16 protein-coding genes and 1 other RNA gene are annotated in these 20,769 nt (G+C 62.8%); 7 read left to right on the top strand and 10 right to left on the bottom strand.

Going from position 1 to position 20,769, the window contains the following annotated elements:
* Window positions 1-9: 9 nt before the first annotated feature.
* Window positions 10-804, bottom strand: coding sequence for a thymidylate synthase (locus tag FHX10_RS02955; protein WP_063474617.1), 795 nt, complete (start codon window positions 802-804; stop codon window positions 10-12).
* 111 nt (window positions 805-915) lie between these two features.
* On the opposite strand from FHX10_RS02955, the gene ssrA reads away from it, so the two are divergent.
* The 4 genes from ssrA to FHX10_RS02935 all read left to right on the top strand — a co-directional run bounded on the left by ssrA (window position 916) and on the right by FHX10_RS02935 (window position 2,498).
* Window positions 916-1,278, top strand: a transfer-messenger RNA (tmRNA) gene (gene ssrA, locus FHX10_RS02950).
* Window positions 1,279-1,406: 128 nt separating this feature from the next.
* On the top strand, window positions 1,407-1,922 hold the full coding sequence (locus FHX10_RS02945; RefSeq protein ID WP_047610856.1) for an SspB family protein: 516 nt from the start codon (window positions 1,407-1,409) through the stop codon (window positions 1,920-1,922).
* A 50-nt stretch (window positions 1,923-1,972) separates the two neighbouring features.
* Window positions 1,973-2,167, top strand: coding sequence for a DUF4169 family protein (locus FHX10_RS02940; protein WP_047610858.1), 195 nt, complete (start codon window positions 1,973-1,975; stop codon window positions 2,165-2,167).
* Window positions 2,168-2,273: 106 nt separating this feature from the next.
* Window positions 2,274-2,498: a ribbon-helix-helix domain-containing protein gene (locus FHX10_RS02935; protein ID WP_047610860.1), complete on the top strand. Its 225-nt coding sequence runs from the start codon at window positions 2,274-2,276 to the stop codon at window positions 2,496-2,498.
* A 95-nt stretch (window positions 2,499-2,593) separates the two neighbouring features.
* Here the strand turns inward: FHX10_RS02935 and FHX10_RS02930 are convergent, their stop codons facing one another.
* The 3 genes from FHX10_RS02930 to FHX10_RS02920 form a co-directional block, all read right to left on the bottom strand.
* The gene (locus tag FHX10_RS02930; protein ID WP_063474616.1) at window positions 2,594-6,304 is read right to left on the bottom strand and encodes an AsmA-like C-terminal region-containing protein; all 3,711 of its coding nucleotides are present in this window, start codon (window positions 6,302-6,304) and stop codon (window positions 2,594-2,596) included.
* A gap of 191 nt (window positions 6,305-6,495) precedes the next feature.
* Window positions 6,496-7,908: an FAD-binding oxidoreductase gene (locus tag FHX10_RS02925; RefSeq protein WP_047614158.1), complete on the bottom strand. Its 1,413-nt coding sequence runs from the start codon at window positions 7,906-7,908 to the stop codon at window positions 6,496-6,498.
* Window positions 7,909-8,172: 264 nt separating this feature from the next.
* Window positions 8,173-9,207 carry an aldo/keto reductase gene (locus tag FHX10_RS02920; RefSeq protein WP_063474615.1) on the bottom strand — a complete coding sequence of 345 codons (1,035 nt, stop codon included), beginning with the start codon at window positions 9,205-9,207 and terminating at the stop codon, window positions 8,173-8,175.
* 92 nt (window positions 9,208-9,299) lie between these two features.
* Between FHX10_RS02920 and FHX10_RS02915 the strand changes: the two genes are divergently transcribed.
* On the top strand, window positions 9,300-10,202 hold the full coding sequence (locus FHX10_RS02915; RefSeq protein ID WP_063474614.1) for a LysR family transcriptional regulator: 903 nt from the start codon (window positions 9,300-9,302) through the stop codon (window positions 10,200-10,202).
* Between the two features lie 258 nt (window positions 10,203-10,460).
* Entirely contained in the window at window positions 10,461-11,555 is a 1,095-nt protein-coding gene (locus tag FHX10_RS02910) for an AbrB family transcriptional regulator (protein ID WP_063474613.1), read from the top strand.
* Here FHX10_RS02910 and FHX10_RS02905 read toward each other — a convergent pair.
* Window positions 11,515-12,426, bottom strand: coding sequence for an AraC family transcriptional regulator (locus tag FHX10_RS02905; protein WP_063474612.1), 912 nt, complete (start codon window positions 12,424-12,426; stop codon window positions 11,515-11,517). The two genes, FHX10_RS02910 and FHX10_RS02905, sit on opposite strands and share 41 nt — an antisense overlap.
* A gap of 40 nt (window positions 12,427-12,466) precedes the next feature.
* Here FHX10_RS02905 and FHX10_RS02900 point away from each other — a divergent pair, with 40 nt between their 5' ends.
* A complete protein-coding gene (locus FHX10_RS02900; protein ID WP_063474611.1) occupies window positions 12,467-12,874 on the top strand; it encodes a DUF2000 family protein in 408 nt (135 codons plus the stop codon).
* 67 nt (window positions 12,875-12,941) lie between these two features.
* Here the strand turns inward: FHX10_RS02900 and FHX10_RS02895 are convergent, their stop codons facing one another.
* The 5 genes from FHX10_RS02895 to FHX10_RS02875 all read right to left on the bottom strand — a co-directional run bounded on the left by FHX10_RS02895 (window position 12,942) and on the right by FHX10_RS02875 (window position 20,688).
* Complete coding sequence (locus FHX10_RS02895) at window positions 12,942-13,607, bottom strand: OmpA family protein (RefSeq protein WP_047610874.1); 666 nt, start codon at window positions 13,605-13,607, stop codon at window positions 12,942-12,944.
* 262 nt (window positions 13,608-13,869) lie between these two features.
* Window positions 13,870-14,868 carry a flagellin gene (locus FHX10_RS02890; protein WP_063474610.1) on the bottom strand — a complete coding sequence of 333 codons (999 nt, stop codon included), beginning with the start codon at window positions 14,866-14,868 and terminating at the stop codon, window positions 13,870-13,872.
* Between the two features lie 269 nt (window positions 14,869-15,137).
* Window positions 15,138-18,293, bottom strand: a complete 3,156-nt coding sequence (locus FHX10_RS02885) for an efflux RND transporter permease subunit (protein WP_063474609.1) — start codon at window positions 18,291-18,293, stop codon at window positions 15,138-15,140.
* Window positions 18,290-19,501 carry an efflux RND transporter periplasmic adaptor subunit gene (locus FHX10_RS02880; protein ID WP_047610881.1) on the bottom strand — a complete coding sequence of 404 codons (1,212 nt, stop codon included), beginning with the start codon at window positions 19,499-19,501 and terminating at the stop codon, window positions 18,290-18,292. Before FHX10_RS02880 ends, FHX10_RS02885 begins: the two co-directional genes overlap by 4 nt.
* A gap of 266 nt (window positions 19,502-19,767) precedes the next feature.
* Window positions 19,768-20,688 (bottom strand): adenylate/guanylate cyclase domain-containing protein, encoded by a 921-nt coding sequence (locus FHX10_RS02875; RefSeq protein WP_063474608.1) that lies wholly within the window; start codon window positions 20,686-20,688, stop codon window positions 19,768-19,770.
* Between the last annotated feature and the right edge of the window lie 81 nt (window positions 20,689-20,769).

The following is a 20,769-nucleotide window of genomic DNA, read 5'->3' as shown; positions in this document are numbered from 1 at the left end:
TGTCCCGGATCAGACGGCGATCGGCGCCTTGATGCTGGCATCGGCCTCGTAGCCGATCAGCTCGAAATCGTCGAAGGTGAAGCCGAAAATGTCCTTCACATCAGGATTGATGCGCATGAAGGGCAGCGGCTTCGGCCGGCGCGCCAGCTGCAGCTTCGCCTGGTCGAAATGATTGTGATAAAGATGGGCGTCGCCGAGCGTGTGGACGAAATCGCCGGGCTTCAGCCCGGTCACCTGGGCCACCATCATCGTCAGCAGCGCATAGGAAGCGATGTTGAACGGCACGCCGAGGAAGATATCGGCCGAGCGCTGGTAGAGCTGGCAGGAAAGCTTGCCATCGGCCACATAGAACTGGAACAGGCAATGGCAGGGCGGCAGCGCCATTTCATCCACTTCGGCCGGATTCCAGGCCGAGACGATATGGCGGCGTGAATTCGGGTTGTTGACGATGCCTTTGACGAGATTGGCGATCTGGTCGATATGGCCGCCATCCGGCGCCGGCCAGGAGCGCCACTGGGCGCCGTAGACAGGCCCGAGATCACCGTTTTCGTCGGCCCATTCGTCCCAGATAGAAACGCCATTCTCCTTGAGATAGCGGATATTCGTCTCGCCCTTCAGGAACCAGAGAAGCTCGTGGATGATCGAGCGCAGATGCAGCTTCTTTGTGGTGAGGACAGGAAAGCCCTCTTCGAGGTCGAAGCGCATCTGGTAGCCGAAGACCGAGCGCGTGCCGGTGCCGGTGCGGTCGCCCCGGTCGGAGCCCTTGTCCATCACATGGTTCAGGAGATCGAGATATTGCTTCATGTCGCGCTGATTCCGTTTGCCCCAATTTAAGCCCTCAGCGGCGGGAAACCAATCGCCACCGGGCATTTTCCCAATGTTTCTGATGGGCTGCATAACGCTTTTATGACGTTTGCCCTTTCCTTGGGCTGAGGAAACCACTATATCACCCTTGCCGGCTTTCGGGTCGGCTATGGCGATAAATGAGCGGTGTAATAAACCTATTGGACCCGGGGGCGGTACCCGGCGCCTCCACCAAAAACCGGCGGCCTCGAAGGCCGGCTTTTGATGGGGGCGAAACAGGATCGACAAGGGTGTAAAGATCGTCTTTTTGCTCGGCATTGTACCGCCGTTATCGGGCTAAAATTGTAGTTGCAAACGACAACTATGCGGAAGCTCGTCTCGCTGCTTAATCGCGGTGTGACACTTCAATCAAAGTCCTAGTGGTTCGCACCTCTAGGCGGGGTCCGAAGGCACCTGGCAACAGAAGCCTTCACCTTCTCCCTGCCGCCGAAATCATGTATGCTGCTTCAAAACGTGACTCGGCTCCGGTCTTTCCCAAGGCGCCCGGACGTGGCATATAACCTTGTGAAAAGACTTCCGAACCGACGAAAGACAGGAAAAGCATGGGGCAGGATCATATCCGCTACGACATTCTGGCACAGGATGCACTTCGCGGCGTCATCCGCAAGGTTTTGGCGGAAGTCGGCGCGACCGGCCGTCTGCCTGGCGACCATCACTTCTTCATCACCTTCCTCACGGGTGCCGCCGGCGTACGCATCTCCCAGCACCTGAAGTCGAAATATCCCGAGCAGATGACCATCGTCATCCAGCACCAGTTCTGGGACCTGAAGATCACCGAGACGCATTTCGAGATCGGCCTTTCCTTCTCAGACGTTCCGGAAAAGCTGGTCATCCCGTTCAATGCGATCCGCGGCTTCTACGATCCCTCTGTCAATTTCGAACTCGAATTCGACGTGCCGCTGGCCGATGGCGAGGAGCTGCCATCAGGCGAGATCACCGCTTATCCTGTCGATGCGGCTGCAAAGCCCGATGACGCGGCGGGCGCGAAACCTGCCGACGGCGAAGAGAAGAAGCCGGGCTCCGTCGTCTCGCTCGACTCCTTCCGCAAGAAGCAGTGATTTGAAGGGAGGCCAAGCCTCCCTTTTTCATAGGGAATTCAGGCAACCGCATGAGCGCCGAAATCATCAATCTGCGCCAGTTCCGCAAGAAGCAGGCCCGCTCCGAAAAGGAAAAGCAGGCTGAGCAGAACCGCATTTCCTTCGGCCGCACCAAGGTCGAAAAGCAGCTGACCCGCAGCTTGAACGACAAGGCCGACAAGGCCCATCGCGACGGCCGTATCGAAACGGATGACGACGGCGCGTGACGCTTTCACCGACGGCTTGAAGAGCCGGAATGGATTCCGCAATCAACCACTTGCACGGCCGCCTTGAATCGATCTTCGAACCCGATCGAAACGCGAAACAGCCTTCATGATCCGCAAGCATTCGGCAACATTGCACGGCCATCGCACCAGTTTCTCGCTGGAGGATGAATTCTGGGCCGAGCTGAAGACCATCGCCGCATGCCGCTCGATGCCGCTTGCCGCGCTGATCTCCGAGATCGACGACCACCGTCCTGCCGACAGCAACCTGTCCTCGGCGCTGCGGCTCCACGTGCTCGCCTGGGCGAAGGCCGGCGGCGACCGCCGGACCTGATACATATTGCTTAAGATCGCATGGCGCTTTGTGACGGCGACATCAATGAAAACAAAGAGCTGAGGCGCGTTGCATGAATCAAATTCTATCCGCCGTCACTGCGCCTGAACGCCCGGCAGCTGGTCGAAATTGAGCGGACCGGGCTGCGCCTGCCCGCTACGGCGCGCCGCTTCCGCCTCGGCAGCGGCCCTTGCTTGCGCATCCGCCTTGGCTTTGGCTTCCGCCACACGCGCGGCCTCCGCCTCGGCAGCCGCCTTCTGTACCGCTGCCGCCTGCGCCAATGCGCGCAGCCGCTCTTCTTCCGCCCGACGTTGTTGCTCGATCTCGGCTGCCCGGACTCGCTCCGCGTCGTTGAACCGGTAGAGCGCCACCTCGCGGCGCAGCCGCTGCTTTTCGAGCACGATCGCCTGCAGCCGCTCGACCCGCCGGCGCTCGCGCTCAAAGGCACGCAGCGACAGATAGCTGGTGATATCGGTCACATCCATCGTCTTGCCGGGCGATGGCAGCATGCCGGAAAAATTCAGCCTGAGCGCCGGCTCGGCGCCGGAAAGCGCTTCCGTGCCGGGATTAAGGCCAACAGCCAGCGTCGCGCTGATCCGTTCCTCCGGCAGCGCGATCTGCGCATCGGCGGTGATGCGGGCGAGATCGTTGGCGACGGTGACATTCTGCACCCTCAGCGTGCCGTCGGTGATGTTGAAGGGAATACCGAGCGGCGGCAGCTTCGCCTCGCCGTTGCTGAGCAAAGTCTCGACGATCGGATGCACCTTCCCGGCATTGATCTGCTCCTGCATCGTGTCGGTTGCGGCAAGCAGCGGCGGAAGGATGGCGAGGTTCAGCCCGCGTATGCTGGTATCGCCGAGCCTCAATTCGCCCGAACCATTGAGCGAGCTGGCGATCTCGCCGATCGTCTTGCCCGAGGCCTCCATCGACAGCGACAAACCGAACTTGCCGTTGGCGATCGGCGCGCCATCGCGCAGCCAGACGATGCCGGAAAGATCGGAATCGGCAAGCGCAAGCTTCGTCTGCAGGAAACCGGTGCCGTTGGCATTGGTGAAGAGCAGGTTGCCGGAGAGTTTTCCGCCGTCCCAGTTGCCGGCCATGTCGTTGAGCTGCAGCTCATCGCCCTTGTAGGCGACGTTGCTGGTAAAGTCGGACACCGCAGTTTCCGGCAGGCCGGGCCAGAACTCCTTGGCCGTCAGCTTCACGTTGACGTCGAGATCCTTGAAGATGGGCAGTCCCAGCGGCGCCGTCGTCAGCTGACCGTTGGCCGGATCGACGATCTGGCCGAACACTGCCTCGCCGAGCCAGCCGGCATCGGCCTTCGAAAGCGTCAGCCCGCCGCTCGCCGTCGTCTTCGTAGCCTTCCGGTCGAAGCTCAGCCCGCCTGAAAATTCGTTGTCGGCCGCATGACCCTTGAGATCGGAAAAGACGATCTTGTCGCTGTCGACGGCGGCATTGACCTGCAGGCCGAACGGCAGCCCCGTCCCAGTCTGCGGCAGGGCGATGCCGTTCATGATCAGATATGGGTCGATATCGGCGCTGTCGAGCGAAAGGGCGATCCGGCCGTTCATGAAGGTTTCCGGCCGGACATCGACCTTGCCGTTGGCGGTGAACGAGGTCCGGTCGGTCGCAAAGGTCAGCGCCGCATCGGCGGGATCGTTGCCCGATGCCTTCACCTTCAGCGTCAGGCGGCCGTTGGCGCCGACATCGACCGGCAGCGGGTCGAGCCCGGCCTGGCCGAACAGGATGGACGGCACGGCGTTTTCGAGGGTCGCCTCCAGGCTCGTCGTGCCGTTGCCGGTCAGCGCCAAGAGGTCGGACATGCGGTAATCGAGATTGACGCGGCTGCCGTTCGAGACGCCGGCAAGCGTCACCGTCAGCGCGTCGCCCTCGTCGCCGCCGAGCGTCAGCGCCCCGCGAAGCGCGGTATTGCCGTACCAGCCGGCATTGCGCACCAACCGGTCGAGTACCGGGTGATGCGGCAGATGCTCGCGCAGCATAGTGAAGAAGCCGCCGGGATCGGCGGATTTGAAGGTAATCTCACCCGCGCCCTTGTAATCGAGCAGCGAACCTTCCGCCCTGCCCGTCGCCGTCAGCTCGGCGCCTGCGATATTCTTGATCGACAGCCGGTCGACGGCAAGCTCCCCATCGGCAATCGTGAAGGTGGTCTCGACATTCTCGGCATTGACGCCGAAGGCGGTGAACTTGTCCGCCTTGAGCTGGGCGGCGATCTTGTGGTCGAGCACGTTGTCGCCGGCGTCTTGACCGGTCATCAGCCCGCTCAGCGCCTGCAGCGCGTCGAGATCGAGCGTATCGCCATTCAATGCCACAGACAGCGTCGGCGTCTGGCCGGAAATCGCCTGGCGCTCCAGTCGACCCTTCAGCGTCGCCGGTCCGATGGCGATCTCGAGATTTTCGAAACGCTGCAATTCATGCGTCAGGCTGACATTGGCGGAAAAGCCCGCCTGCCGTAATTGCCGGATGGCCGGATCGACCGAGCCGGCAAGCCAGGAGGCAAGTCCCGTCGGCTGGCTCGAAGCCACCACGATCTGGCCGTTGAAGGAGGCTTCGCCCTGAAGCTGGAGCTTGCCCTTGCCTTCCACCTGCGTGCGCCCCGGCAACGTGCCGGTGGCGCTGTCGATCATCCAGCCTGTTCCGGCCGGCTCCAGCTCCAGCTGCACGTCACGCAGCGTCGTATCGCCGGCGACGATGGCCGGCAGCTTGACGCTCGCCTTGCCCGGCACCTGCGGGATTGGCACCTGCCCGACGATATCGATCAGCGAATTCAGCCGCTGGCGCGCCGAAACCGCCGCATCCCGCGTCGTCTTGCCGGCCGCGCCCTGATTGCCGATACGGTTGACGTCAATCTGCTGGCCGTCGGCGGTCAACAGGAATTCCGGCGCATTGCCGGTATCGAGCGTCGCCTCGCCAGTTATGACATAGGGATCGTCCGTCGGGCCGATCTCCATCCGGTATTCGGGAATGCGGATGCGTTCGTTGGTCAGCTCGAAGCGGCCCTTGACGCGCGGCGGCTGCTCATTCTTGTCGGCCGGCCTGGCGCTGTTGCGGGTCTCGATCGCCGCCGAAAGCTGGCCTTGATAATTCGGCTTGCTGTCGACGAGCTTTAGCTCGCCGTCAAGATCGACGCTGACGGGGTGCTTGTCCGGCGAAAGCTTCGTGCGCATGCGCAGCACGCCCTTCTCATCCGGCTGGCTGCTCGAGATCGAGAAACTGCCGTGCTCGCCGTCGAGTGCCGCATCGCCTTCGATGCGCCAGGGTCCGGCCAGCGACTTCGCCGACATTTCCGCATTGAGGCCGGTGATGCGGCGCGAGCGGCCCGACTGGTCGTCGACGAACTCGACTTCACCGCCGCTGACATGCACATTTTCGAGAACGACGGTCTTTGCCGGTATTTCAGCGCGGCTGCCGCGCATCCAGTCGAGCGTGCCATCCTTGAGCAATCTCAGGCGCACCTTCGGATTGACGACACGCATGTCGAAGATCAGCGCCTCGCCCGACAGGAAAGGCGCGAGTTCCGCATCCATGGAGAACTGCTCGACCTTGACGATCGGCGTGCCGTCCACTTCCTGGCCAACGCGCACGTCGTGCAGCGTGACCGACGGAAACGGCAGCAGGCGCGCGTCCACCGTGCCGTAGACGGTGACTTTCTTGCCGATGATGCGGCTTGCCTGATCCTCGAAATTCTTGCGGAAATCCGTCCAGTCGATGAACAGTGGCGCAAGCAGCGCCACAAACAGCACTACGACGATCACTCCCCCCAGAAAGACGAGGAACCGGCCTACCAATGCAAGGAGTCTCCATTCGGGATTCTGTTGCCGACACTAGAGCAATTCCAGCACAAGTGCACAGCGGTTTTGCGTCCGGAGTTGCGGAAAAACAAAAAGATAGAGCATTTCCGCAGCTTGGAAAAAAACGGAAATGCTCTAGCGCCGTTCATGCCGGGGGCAAGGCCCAACTTCATGAGAATATTCCGTTTTCAGCCATGGTGGAAAATCTTGCCGGGATTGAAGATATCGTCCGGATCGAGCGCCTGTTTCACCTGTCGCATCAGATCCACCGCGCCTCCGAGCTCCTGTTCCAGAAACGCCATTTTGCCTTGCCCGATCCCGTGTTCACCGGTGCATGTCCCATCCATGTCGAGCGCTCGCCGGTTAAGCCGCTGCACGAAGCTCTCGGCCCTGGCGATGTCCTCGGCACTACTGTCGTCAAACAGCAGCAGCACATGGAAGTTGCCATCGCCGGCATGGCCGACGATCGGCCCCAGCAGCCCGTGTTCCTCGATATCCGCCTGCGTTTCGGAAACACAATCGGCGAGCTTCGATATCGGAACACAAACATCGGTCGAAAGTGCGGCAAGCCCGGGCGCCAGGGCCCTTGCAGCCCAATAGGCGTCGTGGCGCGCTTTCCAGAGCTTCGTCCGCTCCTCGGCATTGGCGGTCCACAGGAATTCGCCGCCACCGCATTCCGCCGCGATCTCGGCAAAGGCCGCCGATTGCAGCGGCACCGTCTCGTCGGTGCCGTGGAATTCGAGGAACAGCGTCGGGCTCTCGGCATAGGAGAGCTTGGAATAGGCGTTGCAGGCCCGCATCTGCACCGTATCGAGCAACTCGATGCGCGCCACCGGAATGCCCATCTGGATCGTCATGATGACGGCATCGCAGGCAGCCTTGATGCTCGGGAAGGCACAGGCTCCGCCGGCGATCTTCTGCGGGATCGCCTGCAGGCGCAGCGTCACCGAGGTCAGGATGCCGAGCGTGCCCTCGGCGCCGACGAAGAGCCGCGTCAGGTCGTAGCCGGCGGAAGATTTGCGGGCGCGCCGGGCCGTGCGGATTTCCTCGCCACTGGCGGTGACCGCGGTGACGGCAAGGACATTGTCCTTCATCGTCCCATAGCGCACGGCATTAGTGCCGGAAGCCCGCGTCGAGGCCATGCCGCCGATCGAGGCGTTGGCGCCGGGATCGATCGGGAAGAACAGGCCGGTATCGCGAAGGTGGATGTTCAGCGCCTCGCGCGTCACACCCGGCTCGACGGTGCAGTCGAGATCTTCGGGATTGACCTCGAGCACCCGGTTCATGCGGCTGAAATCGATCGAAATGCCGCCATTGGCGGCGTTGACCTGCCCCTCCAGAGAGGTGCCGACGCCGAAGCCGATCACCGGCACCTTGTGGGTCGCACACGCCCTGACCGCCGCCTTCACATCCTCGGCGCTCTCCGCAAAGAGCACCCCGTCCGGCAGTTGCGACGGGATATAGGTGGTCGTGTGGGCATGCTGCTCGCGGAACGACTGGCCGGTCTGGAAGCGCTCGCCGAAGCTCTGTTTGAGAATGCCGAGCACGGCAGCTATGCCCGCCTCGTTGCGTGTGCCGGCCTTCGCGTCCTTCAGCGCCATTCCTTTGATCTCCCTGCTATTCCGCAGAAACCCTATCATGTCTCGCAGGCTACAGCGCCGCGGTCATTTCAGACGCGCAAAGGACGCTGTAGGACTTTAAAATTGCTGCATAATTTCATCCTTAATTCGATTCCGATTTAAGGAATTATGCAGCAGGCTGGGTATGCGGCAAGTCAAAGCGGCTGTCCAGTTAAGATTGGCAGAAGATTTCATTCCCCTTTTGTTATAGGCCGGCTGTTATAGCCAAGTTCGCCTTCCGACACCTCAGACGAGCGGCGGATTGAGCCGCGCAAAACCCTCCTGCCGCCGATAGGGGAAATAGGGATAGGGCGCAGTGACAGTGCTGACGGCGTCGAGCCTTTCGATCTGGTCTTTCGACAGGCTCCAGCCGACCGCGCCGAGGTTCTGCCGGAGCTGCTCCTCATTGCGGGCGCCGATGATGACGCTCGATACCGTCGGCCGGCCGAGCAGCCAGTTGATGGCGATCTGCGGCACCGTCCGGCCGGTCTCCGCCGCGATGGCGTCCAGCACCTCGACGATGTCGAACAGCTTCTCATCATCGACCGGCGGGCCGTATTGCGCCGTCTCGTGCAGCCGGCTTGCCTTGGGTAGCGGCTGTCCGCGGCGGATCTTGCCGGTCAACCGTCCCCAGGCAAGCGGGCTCCAGACGAGAGCCCCCACACCCTGGTCGGCGCCAAGCGGCATCAGTTCCCATTCGTAATCGCGCCCAGCCAGCGAATAATAGACCTGATGGGCGACATAACGCGGATAGCCATAGCGCTCGGCGGCAGCAAGCGACTTCATCAGCTCCCAACCGGCAAAATTGGAAACGCCGACATAGCGGATCTTGCCTGCGGCGACGAGGCCGTCGAGCGCCGACAGCACCTCCTCGACCGGCGTCGAGGCATCGAAGGCGTGAAGCTGCAAGAGATCGATATAGTCGGTCCCGAGCCGGCGCAGCGCATCCTCGGTCGCGCGGATCAGCCGCGCCCGCGACGTTCCCCAGTCCTGCGGCCCCTCGCCCATCGGCAGCGCCGTCTTCGTCGAGATCAGCACCGCGTCGCGCCGGCCACGGATCGCCTGGCCGAGCACCTCTTCGGAAGCGCCGGCCGAATAGACGTCGGCCGTGTCGAAGAGATTGACGCCGGCTTCGAGGCAGATGTCGACGAGCCGTCGCGCCTCTTCCGCATCGGTATTGCCCCAGGCGCCGAACAGCGGACCGTTGCCGCCGAATGTGCCTGCGCCGAAGCTCAACACCGGCACCCTGAGGCCGGATGCACCGAGATTTCTGTAATCCATCGATCTGTCTCCTGTATTTCCTCTGAGATAGACCTTGGCCAGCTTGTGATATAGATTGCCTGAAAGAAAATCATCTGTGAATTGATTTCATCATGAGCCGTCAGGACATCAACCGCTCCGGCGAAATGGAAGTCTTCGTCAGTGTCGTCGAGCGCGGCGATTTTTCCGCGGCCGCCACGGCCCGGCGCATGACACCGTCGGCCGTCAGTAAGCTCGTCGCCCGGCTGGAGACGCGCCTCGGCGCCCGCCTTATCAACCGCTCGACCCGCAAGCTGCAGCTGACGCCGGAAGGCTGCGCCTTCTACGAGCGCAGCATTGCCATCCTTGCCGATATCGCCGAGGCCGAACGTCAGGCCTCGACAGGCGAGCAGGCTTCGGGCCGCATCCGCATCAACACCAGCGGCTCCTTCGGCAATCATGTGCTGGCGCCGCTGGTGCCCGCCTTCATGGCGCTTCATCCGGCCGTGACGCTGGATATTTCCCATACCGACAGAATAGTCGACCTGATGGAGGAGCGCGCCGATGTCGCGATCCGCGCCGGCCCCCTGAAGAATTCCAGGCTGATCGCCCGAAAGCTCGGCGCCACCGGCAAGATCATCGTCGCATCGGCGGATTATCTCTCGCGTCATGGCGAACCACGCACTGTCGCCGATCTCCGCCGCCATTGCCGCATCGGCTTTTCCTACGCCCGCGCCGTCGAGGGCTGGCCGTTGCACGAAGACGGCGAGACCGTAACCATCCCGATCACCCCCGGCGTGCAGGTGACAGACGGCGAAGCCATGCGGCACCTCGCTCTGTCAGGCGCCGGCCTTGCCCGCCTCGCCGCCTTCACCGTGCGCGCCGATATCGATGCCGGGCGTCTGGTGCCGGTGCTCGAAGAGGCCAATCCCGGCGATCTCGAGGAATTCTACGCCCTCTACATGGGCCAGGGTGGGCCGCTGCCGGCACGGGTCCGCGCACTGCTCGATTTCCTCGTCAGCCACGTGCGTTTTTGAGGGCAGATCAACCGAAACCGCTCAGTGGCTTCGGAAGTCAACCTCCATGAAAACAATAGCTTACAAAAGCTATATGAATCAATTTCGCATTCCCAGGCGCCGAGAAGCCAGATTTCGCAATTGACCGTTCGTCTTCCACCCGCCTATATCGGACCCGCGCCAGCCGGCTCTTGCAGCCGGCCTCTCTTCGTCATGCCGGAGCCCCCTCCCATCTTCAGCCTCAGGGCTTGGCGCCGGCCAGAAAAAGACACGGGGATCATGTCATTGAGCGACGCGAGCCGCCTGCTGCGGGATGCCGGCCTGCCGAAATGGGCGCTGCTGCTGGCGCTTTCCACAGCTCTCGTCATCTTCCTCGAATTCTTCGCTCTGCCCGCCTCGCTGCTGATCGGGCCGATGGTTGCGGCCATTCTTCTGGCGCTGACCGTCGGCAAGGGAAAGCTTCGCGTGCCCTTCTGGCCGTTGCAATTCGGCCAGGTCCTCGTCGGCCTGATGATGGCGCGCACCATCACCGCCGATATTCTCGGCACCATGGCGAAGGACGCGCCGCTCTTCCTGCTGTTCATTTTCTCGGTGATCGCCATCGCCACCGGCCTCGGCTGGCTGCTGACGCGCTGGCAGGTGCTACCGGGAACGACTGCCGTCTGGGGCTCCTCGCCGGGCGGCGCTTCCGCCATGGTCATCATGTCGGAAGCCTATGGCGCCGATGCCCGCCTCGTCGCCTTCATGCAATATCTCCGCGTCGTCTTCGTCGCCGTCGGCGCCTCGGTGATCTCGCGCCTGTGGGTGGCGGCCGACGGCGGCGAGCCGCCGCCGCTTGTCCTCTTTCCCGAGATTGACTGGCCGGCCTTCGCTGCGACGATGGCTTTTGCCGCCTTTTGTGCCTATGGCATCCGGCGCCTGCGCCTCCAGGGCGGCACGATCATGGCACCGCTCTTTCTCGGTGCCTTGCTGCAGGGCATGGGTCTCCTGAAGATCGAGCTGCCGGTGTGGCTGCTCGCCATCGCCTATGCACTGGTGGGCTGGAGCATCGGCCTGCGTTTCACCCGCTCGATCCTCAAGCATGTGGCGCGCGCCCTGCCGAGGGTATCGGCCTGCATCGTGCTGCTGATGGCGCTCTGCGGCTGCATGGCGGCGGCACTGCATGTCTTTGCCGGCATCGATCCGCTGACCGCCTATCTCGCCACCAGCCCTGGCGGCGCCGATTCCGTCGCCATTATCGCCGCCTCCAGCGATGTCGACGTACCCTTCGTGATGGCGATGCAGACCGGCCGTTTCCTGGTGATCCTGATGATCGGGCCGATGCTCGCCCGCTTCATCGCACGCCGTTCCGGCCTTGCGGAAAATCCCGCATAGAACGCTGCGCGGAATTATGCGCGAGCGCTGCCCACTGGCCGGGCGTCATGCCGTAGGCCTTCTTGAAATGGCGATTGAGATGGCTCTGGTCGGCAAAGCCGGTCGCCGCCGCCGCGTCCGAAATCCCCTCGCCTGCGCCGATCATCGCCCGCGCCTGCTGCAGCCGCCGCATTAAGAGGTAGCGATGCGGGCTGGTGGCGAAGGCCGCCCGGAAATGCCGCGACAGCGCGAAACGGTCGAGCCCCGTCACCGCTTCCAGCTCGCCTGAACGCACCGCCCGGGTCGCATGCGCCTCGAGATAATCCCGCGCCGCCCGCGCCTGCCGCCAGGCGACGAGGCCGAGCGGCCGGCGCGGCATACGCGCATGCCGTGACAGCCCGCCCGTCACCCGCGACAGGAAATCGTCAACGAAAAGTTCGTCCAGTTCGCGATCGAGTTCGCCGAGCGCCGCGAGCAGCACACCCGCCAGCGCCGGATCGCCGATGACAGGTTCGTCGACGAAAGGCAGGCCGGCGCCATCCGCCTCCAGGCATTCGAGAAGCAGCGATGGTTCCAGGTAAAGCATGCGGTACTGCAACCCATCCTCCGTCCCCGCCCCACCGTCGTGTTCCTCGTCGGGATGCAGCACGATCACCTGCCCCGGCAGGCTGAAGCGCTGTTCGCCGCGGTAGCGGAAGGTCTGCACGCCCTTCAGTGTGACCCCGAGTGCATAGGTGTCGTGCCGGTGCGGCTCGAAGGCATTGCCCGAGAATTGCGCCTCGATGCGCTCGATGCCGGGAAAGGCCGGCGCGGCCAGGATGGCGTTGCCGGATGGTCCCGCGCACAAACGTTCAAGACCTTCGAAGGCCTGCGGATGTAAATCCTGGCTCAACGCGCCCGATACTCCTTAACCCGAGGTGAAAGACCATCCGATGTTTGATACCAAAATTGCCGTCGTCCTGCGAAACAATCTTGCCGGCTGGCAGAAACTGAACGTCACCGCCTTCCTGATGACAGGCATCGCCGGCGGACACCCCGAAATCATCGGTGAACCCTACAAGGACCGCGCCGGCAATCTCTATAATCCGCTGTCGATCCAACCGATCATCGTGCTCTCCGCCGAGGAGGCGACGATGTCAGCCATCCATCGCCGTGCGCTGGAGCGCGATGTCACCGCCTCGCTGTTCATCGAGGAAATGTTTGCAACCGGCCACGACGCCGCCAACCGCGCCGTCTTCGCCGAATTCGCGCCCGAAGATGCCAAGGTGGTCGGTATCGCGCTGCGCGCCGAAAAGAAGATCGTCGACAAGATCACCAAGGGCGCGACGATGCAGCACTGACGTAAAGATTGGAATGAAAAAGGCCGGGCAATGACCCGGCCTTCGTGTTGTCTGGGAAAGCGTGCGATCAGCCCTGCGTGATCGGCGCGATCTGGATTTCGACGCGGCGGTTCTGTGCGCGGCCGGCCTCGCTCGCATTGGAGGCGACGGGCTGCGACGGGCCGAAACCGACGGCGGAGACGCGGCGCTGGTCGATGCCCTGGCCGCCGAGATAATCGGCAACCGAAAGCGCGCGGCGCTGCGACAGGTCCTGATTGTGTTGCAGGCTGCCGGTCGAATCCGTATGGCCGTTGACGTCGATCAGCGTCCGGTTGAACTTGCGCAGTACGATCGCCACCGAATTCAGCGTCGGATAGAAGCCCGGCTTCACCGCATCCTGGTCGACGTCGAAGGTGATGTTCGAGGGCATGTTGAGGATGATGTTGTCGCCGTTGCGGGTCACCGAAATGCCCGTGCCTTCGAGCTGGGCACGAAGCTCGGCTTCCTGTTGGTCCATGTAATTGCCGATCGCGCCACCGGCGAGAGCCCCGACGCCTGCGCCGATCAATGCCGCATTGCGCTTGCCGTGGCCGCCGCCGCCAACAGCCACACCGACGAGGGCACCGCCGAGGGCGCCAAGCGCAGCGCCGCCGGCCGTATTGGAAACCTTCTGCTCACCGGTATAGGGATCGGTCGTCGTGCAGGCACTGAGATAACTTGCTGCAACAGCCAGAAGTATGAATTTCTTGATCATGGACAGGACGGTCTCCGTTCGAACTGATGCGAGCAAATGGCAAGGATTGCGGCAAGAAAATGAAGATGCTCTCTTGATAGGGGAATTTCAGGCGCCGAAACAGAAGCCATGTTGCGGGAATGCGCGGATATCACCAGTTTTAGCGAGTAGCGCGCCTGTGATTGCCGTCATCGGCCGTCGCATAGTGCGTTGTTGGAGCCGCCACTTCTCCTCCCTCATTCCTGTGCTCGTCACCGGAATGAGGGAGAGTGGGATCGCACTCTTAGAAATTCTGGAACAACTGCCTGACCGTATCGTAAGTCGCATTGGCGATGTTCAGCGATTGCAGGCCGAGTTGCTGCTGCGTCTGCTGCGCCTTGAGCTTGCTGGACTCCTCTTCCATGTCGGCATCGACGAGCCGGCCGATGCCGGCGGTGATGTTATCGTGCAGTTTGCCAGCGAAATCGTTCTGCAGGTTGATGCGTTTCTCCAGCGCGCCGAAAGCCGAGCCGACCGTCGTCAGCTGCGTCAGCGCTGCATCGACGACGCTGATCATTTCGCTGACCTGTCCTTTCGTCGTGGTGTCCGAAAGCGAGATCACCACTTGGCCGGTGGTGGTGCCATTCTTGCTCGTCATCAGCACGTAGTTCTGCGAGGCGCCGAGTTCGGTGGCGAAATAGGCCGACGTCAGCACACCGTATTCACCCGAACCGGTGGCGCGATCGTCGATCAGATAGCGCGCATCCTTGGAGGACGTGCTTCCGCTCGGCGTCGTATCGATATGGTAGCTCAGCATGCCGACCGAGACAGTGCCGTCGGCATTGCGAATGAAGGAAGCCGGGATCTGGCGCGGCTGCGTCGGGGTCGCATCGTTATTGAGGACCACCCAGTTGTCACTGTTGAAGGTCGCCGCTTCCGAGACGCTGCGCAACTGCTCCTGCAACTGCTTGAGCTCTTCGTTGATCTTGTTCTTGTCGACACCATCTTCCGTTGCGGCGACCAGCTTCGCCTTGATCTCGGAGACGACGTCGATGACGTCCTGAACGCCGGTATAGGCCGTTCCCATCGTCGCCGCCGCCATACCGAGCGCATCCTGGATCGCTGAAATCGCCTTGTTATCGGTTCGCGCGGTTGTGGCGACCGACCAGTAGACGGCATTGTCGCTGGCTTTTGCAACACGCATGCCCGTCGTGATGTGATTTTGAGTGACGGCCATGTTCCGATTGATATCGCGCAGCACATGAAGCGCCGCGTCCACGGAAACGCGCTGATAAATACTCACGGGAACTAGACTCCAAAAACTCAACAGACGCAAACTGTACAAAAATGAACCGTGCCGCGCGGACGCTCATGTCCGGGGTCGCTGACGCTTCAGCGCTGCGGCCTTCAAGAAACGAAGAAGACCAGTCGGTGTCTGGAGCAATCATTGCCGTTTATGCTTAACAAACGGCTAAACTTCAGAAGTAATTCATCTTATTTTTCAAGGTTTCGTACACCATAAGAAACGCCGCCGAACGAGGTACGGCGGCGTTGCAAAATCGGATGGAAGCCTTATTCGGCAGCCTGTAGCTGCTCATCATCGGGGGCAGTGCGCGACCGTGTGGCGACCGCCATCTCTTCGTGCAGGCGCGCTTCCTCATGGGCGTGCGGCTTGGCGAAGCGGGCAAGCAGCAGATAGGCGACCGGCGTGATGAACAGCGTCACCAGCGTCGCGAAACCGAGACCGCCGACGATCACCCAGCCGAGCGCAACGCGCGCTTCGGCGCCCGCGCCATGGGCAAAAACCAGCGGCACGCCGCCGAGGATGGTGGCGATCATCGTCATCATCACCGGGCGAAGGCGTAGCGCGCAGGCCTTTTCGATCGAGGACCGCACGTCCTCGCCGCGGTCGCGCAGCTGATTGGCGAATTCGACGATCAGGATGCCGTTCTTGGCCATGACGCCGACGAGCAGCACGAGACCGATCTGGCTGTAGATGTTGAGGCTGGAGCCGGTGATCACCAGCGCGAAAACGGCGCAGGCAAGGCCGAGCGGCACCGTCGACATGATGATCAGCGAGGACAGCACGCTTTCGAACTGCGCGGCCAATACCAGGAAGATGATGACGATGGCGAAGCCGAAGGTCAGCGCCATGCCGCTCGAATTCTCCTCGAGCGTCGCCGCTTCAGCAAGCGGCAACAGGCGGGAGCCTGCCGGCAACAGCGGCTCGGCGAGCGCTGTGACCTGCTTGACCGCATCGCCGAGCGACATGCCGTTCCTGAGGCCGGCCGTGATCGCGACCGAAGCGAGCTGCTGCTCGCGGTTGAGCTGCGGCGCAACCGAACCTTCCTTCATCGTGGCGATGACCGACATCGGCACGATCTTGCCGTCGCCGGTCTTCAGGAACACGTTCTCGAGGTCGGTCGGATCGTCGATCGGCCGCGTCGTCGAGGTCAGAAGCACGGGATAGGATTCGCCGTCGACGAAGACGTCGACCACCGAGCGCCCTTCGAGCAGCGACTGGATCGCCGTCGAAAGCCCGGTGATGTCGATGCCGAGGTCGGAGGCACGCTCGCGGTCGATCGCCACCGATACCTGCGCCTGGCTCGGCTCGTTGGTCAGGCGCGGCGTATCGTATTGGCCGGTGGCCTCGAGCGCCTGAACCAGCTTGGCGGCTGCCGCCGTCAGCGCCTCGTGATCATTGCCGATCAGCGCCATCTGCACGCCGCTGCCGGCGCCGCGGATGCGCAGGCTGTTGGAGGAGATGGCATTGCCGCGCAGCGCCGGCACCCTTGATGCCGCCTGGTTGATGTCGCCGACGATCTCCGCCTGCGTCCTCTGGCGCTCTCCCCAGGGAGCAAGCGTCAGCACCATGAAGCCGCTGTTCAGCGAACCGCCCTGGCCTGAGATCGAGAAGACGTTGCGGATGTCGCCGCTGTCGACCAGCGGCTGCAGATATTCCTCGACGAGCTGCATCTTGTCGCGGGTATATTCGAGGCTCGATCCCTGCGGCGTCGTCAGCCGCATCATCACCATCGAGCGGTCCTCTTCGGGCGTCAGCTCGCTCTTGACTGTGGAAAAGGCGATGACCGCCGCGCCTGCAAAGATTACCGAGAACAGGATGACGACGAAGGGCGCGTTGAGGCAGCCGTGCAGGGCCCATTTATAGAGATCGGCAAGCGCCCCGCCGAAACGGCCGAGCGCGCCGTGATCCTCGAGAACCGGCTTGGTCAGCATGCGCGAGGCAAGCATCGGACACAGCGTCAGCGCCACGATCGACGACAGCCCGACCGAGAAGGCGAGTACGAAGCCGAATTCGCGGAAAAGGCCGCCGACCTGTCCCGGCAGGAAGGAGAGCGGAATGAACACCGCCGCCAGCGTCGCCGTCGTGGCGATGACGGCGAAGAACACCTCGCGCGTGCCGAGCACGGCGGCCGCGCGCGGCCCCATGCCTTCGGCGCGCCGGCGCACGATATTTTCGAGCACGACGATCGCATCGTCGACGACGAGGCCGGTCGCCAGCACGATGGCAAGCAGCGTCAGGATGTTGATCGAGAAGCCGACCATATAGATCGCCGCCAGCGTGCCGATCAGCGCCACCGGCATGCTGACCGCCGGGATCAGCGTCGCGCGCCAGTCGCGCAGGAAGAGATAGATGACGGCGGTGACGATGACGGCGGCGAGCACCAGCGCCAGCACCACCTCGTGGATCGCGCCCTGGATGAAGACGGCGTCGTCGCTGGTTATGGCGATCCTCGTGCCCTCGGGCAACGTCTTCGATAGCTGGTCGACAGCGGCCTTGATGCCGGTCGAGATGTTCAGCGTATTCGACTGCGCCTGGCGAATGATGCCGAGGCCGATGCCCGGCTTGCCGTTGGAGCGCAGCGCCGTTTCACCGTCGCGCGGCCCAAGCGTCACCGTCGCCACATCACCGAGCCGAATACGATCCTGCAGCATGACGTTGGAAAAATCCGCCGGCGTCTGCAGATTGGCGGTGGCGCGCACCACGATATCCTGCGTCTTGCTTTTCAGCGAGCCGGCCGGCACGTCGAGGGCCGCATTGTCGAGCGCCTTCGTCAGGTCGCCGATGGTCAGCCCGCGGCTGGCCAGCGCGCCCTGGTCGACATCGACGCGGAAAACCTTCTCCTGGTCGCCATATTCCTCGACATCGGCAACGCCATCGACGGAGGCGAGGCGATCGATCACCTCGTTTTCGACGAGCTGTGTCAGGTCGTCCATGTTGAGTTTGGTGGAGGTGACGGCAAGGCGCATGATCGCCGAGGAATCCGAATCCGCCTTGACGATCTGCGGCGCATCCGCCTCATCCGGCAGGTTCTGGGTGACGCGGCCGATCGCGTCGCGCACGTCGTTGGCGGCGACCGCCAGATCGATCGCATCGGAGAATTCCAGCGTCACCCGACTCTGGCCGAAGGAAGAGGTCGACGAGATCGACTTCAGGCCGCTGACGCGCGCAACCGCCCCCTCGATCACCTTGGTCAGTTCCTGGTCGATCGTCTGCGGCGATGCGCCGTCGAAGGTGGTGCGCACGGTGACGACGGGACGGTCGACATCCGGCAGTTCGCGCACCTCGACGCCGACATAAGCCGCAAGGCCGGCTACGACCATCAGCGTGTTGAACACCAGCGCCAGGATCGGCCGGCGAACGAAAAGTGCGGTGAAGCTCTGCTTGCCCGAGGCCCTGTCCTGATGAATCTCGGTCACGCTCATTGGGTCGCGACCTCCGCAGTGGATGCGACATCGGCGCTGATACGCACCGCCCCGCCCTCCCGCACGCGCTGCAGGCCCTGCGTTACGATCTTGTCGCCGTCCTTAAGGTCGGCTTTGACGAGCACGAAATCGGGATTGCGCTGCACGACGCTGACACGCACCTTATGCGACTTGTCGTCGGTCACCTGCCAGACGAAGGAACCCTGCGAATCCCACTGCACGGCGACCGGGTCGACGGCCGGATATTTGTCGCCGGGAAATTTCATGCTGACGCTGAAGGACATGCCGGCACGCAGCTCATCGGAGCTGTTGTCGATCCGGGCGCGCAGGCGAAGCGTGCGGCTTGCCGCGTCGATGCGGTTGTCGACGGCTTCGACGACACCGGAAAACACCTGTCCCGGCCTTGCGACCGACATCGCCTCGACCGGCTGGCCGACCGACACCGTATTGGCGAAGCGCTCCGGCACCCAATAGTCGACGAGGATTTCCGAACGGTCGTCGAGGGTGACGATAGGGATGCTCGTCGTGACGTTGTCACCAATATTGACCGGCACGATGCCGACGATGCCGTCGATCGGCGCTGTGATGTTGCGCCGTGCGAGATTGAGCTCGGCAGCCTGCAGCTGCAGCCGCGCGCCCTGCTCGGCGATCTCGGAATCGAAGACATCCATGCGCGACACGCTGGACTTGATGTTGTGATAGAGATTGGATTTCTCGACGGCGGCCTTGACTGCCACATCCGCCTGGCCGCGGGCGATCACCTGCTCTTCGCTGTCGAGCTTGGCCAGCACCTGCCCGGCCTTCACCCTGTCGCCCGACTTGATGAGGATTTCGCGGATTGTGCCCGATGCCTGCGGCGTGACCGCAACCGAACGGATCGCGTCACCCGTGCCGATGGCATTCAGCCGATCGTTGACGACGCCCTGGACGACGGCTTGCGTCGCGACGAGGATGGCGCTGTTGCGCCCGCCGCCATTGCGGCGGTTCTGGCCCTGGCCTTGTCCCTCACCGCGCTGCTGACTTTGCGCCCGGCCGGGAGCATCGGCATCCGCCGTCTCCTCGGCCTTCGGCGCGATCTTGGAAACGATGCTCTCTGGAATACCTGCATCGCGCATCGTATCGCCGGCGCCGGGCACAAGGAAAACCCACGCGGCAAAGCCGGCAATAATGACGACGAGCGACAGTATAAACTGCTTCCAAAAGGCCATTCACGTCTCCAGAGGGACTCGAGGTTGGACCAGGGTCGGTCGAAAGAGGCGCCGCGGGATCGAGAGTCCCGTCTGATGCGACAATATCGCGCGTTTACAGTTTACCGGCAAGCATAAGCAGCCGGCATTACCGATTTGTAATATCAGCAAAGAATGGAAATAACCCGGCCGCTCACTTTTGCTTGAACGGACACTCACGCATGTCTTTGACGCCGTCGATTTCGGGCGAGATGCCGTATCCAATCTCTGGCGATGCGGGTTGGTGCCTATCGGCGCATCGACCATCGCAGGCCCATTGCGGCGGCAATCCCGAGGATCGGCCACACCGCCCAGAACTGCCCCGTCCAGGTGAAGAGGTTGATGCTGACAAAGCCGAGCGCCAGGATCGCCAGCAAGGTGATCTTCCGGTGGAACCGGGTCTGGTCGCGATTCCAGGCGAGTGCCGCGACAACGGCGAGCGCAAGCACCGGAAAGCGCGCCCAGAAAACGCCCTGCCACGATAGAAGGTTGATGCCGATCAGGACCACGGCGATGACGCCAAGCACCCCGTACAGCCTGCGTCCGCCCGGTGCCGGCCTTACCTCGGCCATATCAGCGGGCATAACCGCCGCCGGCTGCGGTCGCGCCGGACCGGATCTTCCAGCAGGCGGCGTCTCATCCCTGGCGTCGCCGATCTTCACCGCATAGCTCGGCACGCCTTCATCGACGTTCTTCACCATCAGCGGCCCGAGAAACTCGAAACCCACAGCCACCTTGTTGCGGACCTGGTCGTAAACGGTGCTCGATATGACGATGCCGCCGGCCGCCGCCGAAGCCTGCAACCGCGCCGCGATATTCACGCCGTCGCCATAAATATCGTCGCCTTCGACGATGACGTCGCCGAGATTGATGCCGATGCGGAAGAGCATGCGCCCGTCGGCCGGGCGGCGGGCGTTGAAGCCCGCGAGTTCGTTCTGGGTGTCGACGGCCGCGCGCACCGCTTCGACCACGCTCGGGAAATCGGCGATCAGCCCATCGCCCCAGGTATTGATGACGCGGCCGCCATGGCTTTCGATCAGGCGCCCCATCGCCTCGCGGCAGCGCTTCAGGCTGGCAAGCGTGCCCTCCTCGTCAGCCCCCATCAGCCGCGTATAGTCCTGCACGTCAGCACAGAAGATCGTCGTCAGCTTGCGCCGCGTTTCACTCATGGTCTCTCGTCTCCGCGCTATCCGCCCGCCGGGAAAGATCGCTGCAAAGGGTGAAACTGGCCGAGAACAGGTGGGCGATTG

The organism is Rhizobium sp. BK591, assembly GCF_014195045.1.
Taxonomy (GTDB): Bacteria; Pseudomonadota; Alphaproteobacteria; order Rhizobiales; family Rhizobiaceae; genus Rhizobium; species Rhizobium anhuiense.
The sequence above is the reverse complement of the archived record's forward strand: the minus strand, read 5'-3'. Positions and strand labels throughout refer to the sequence as shown.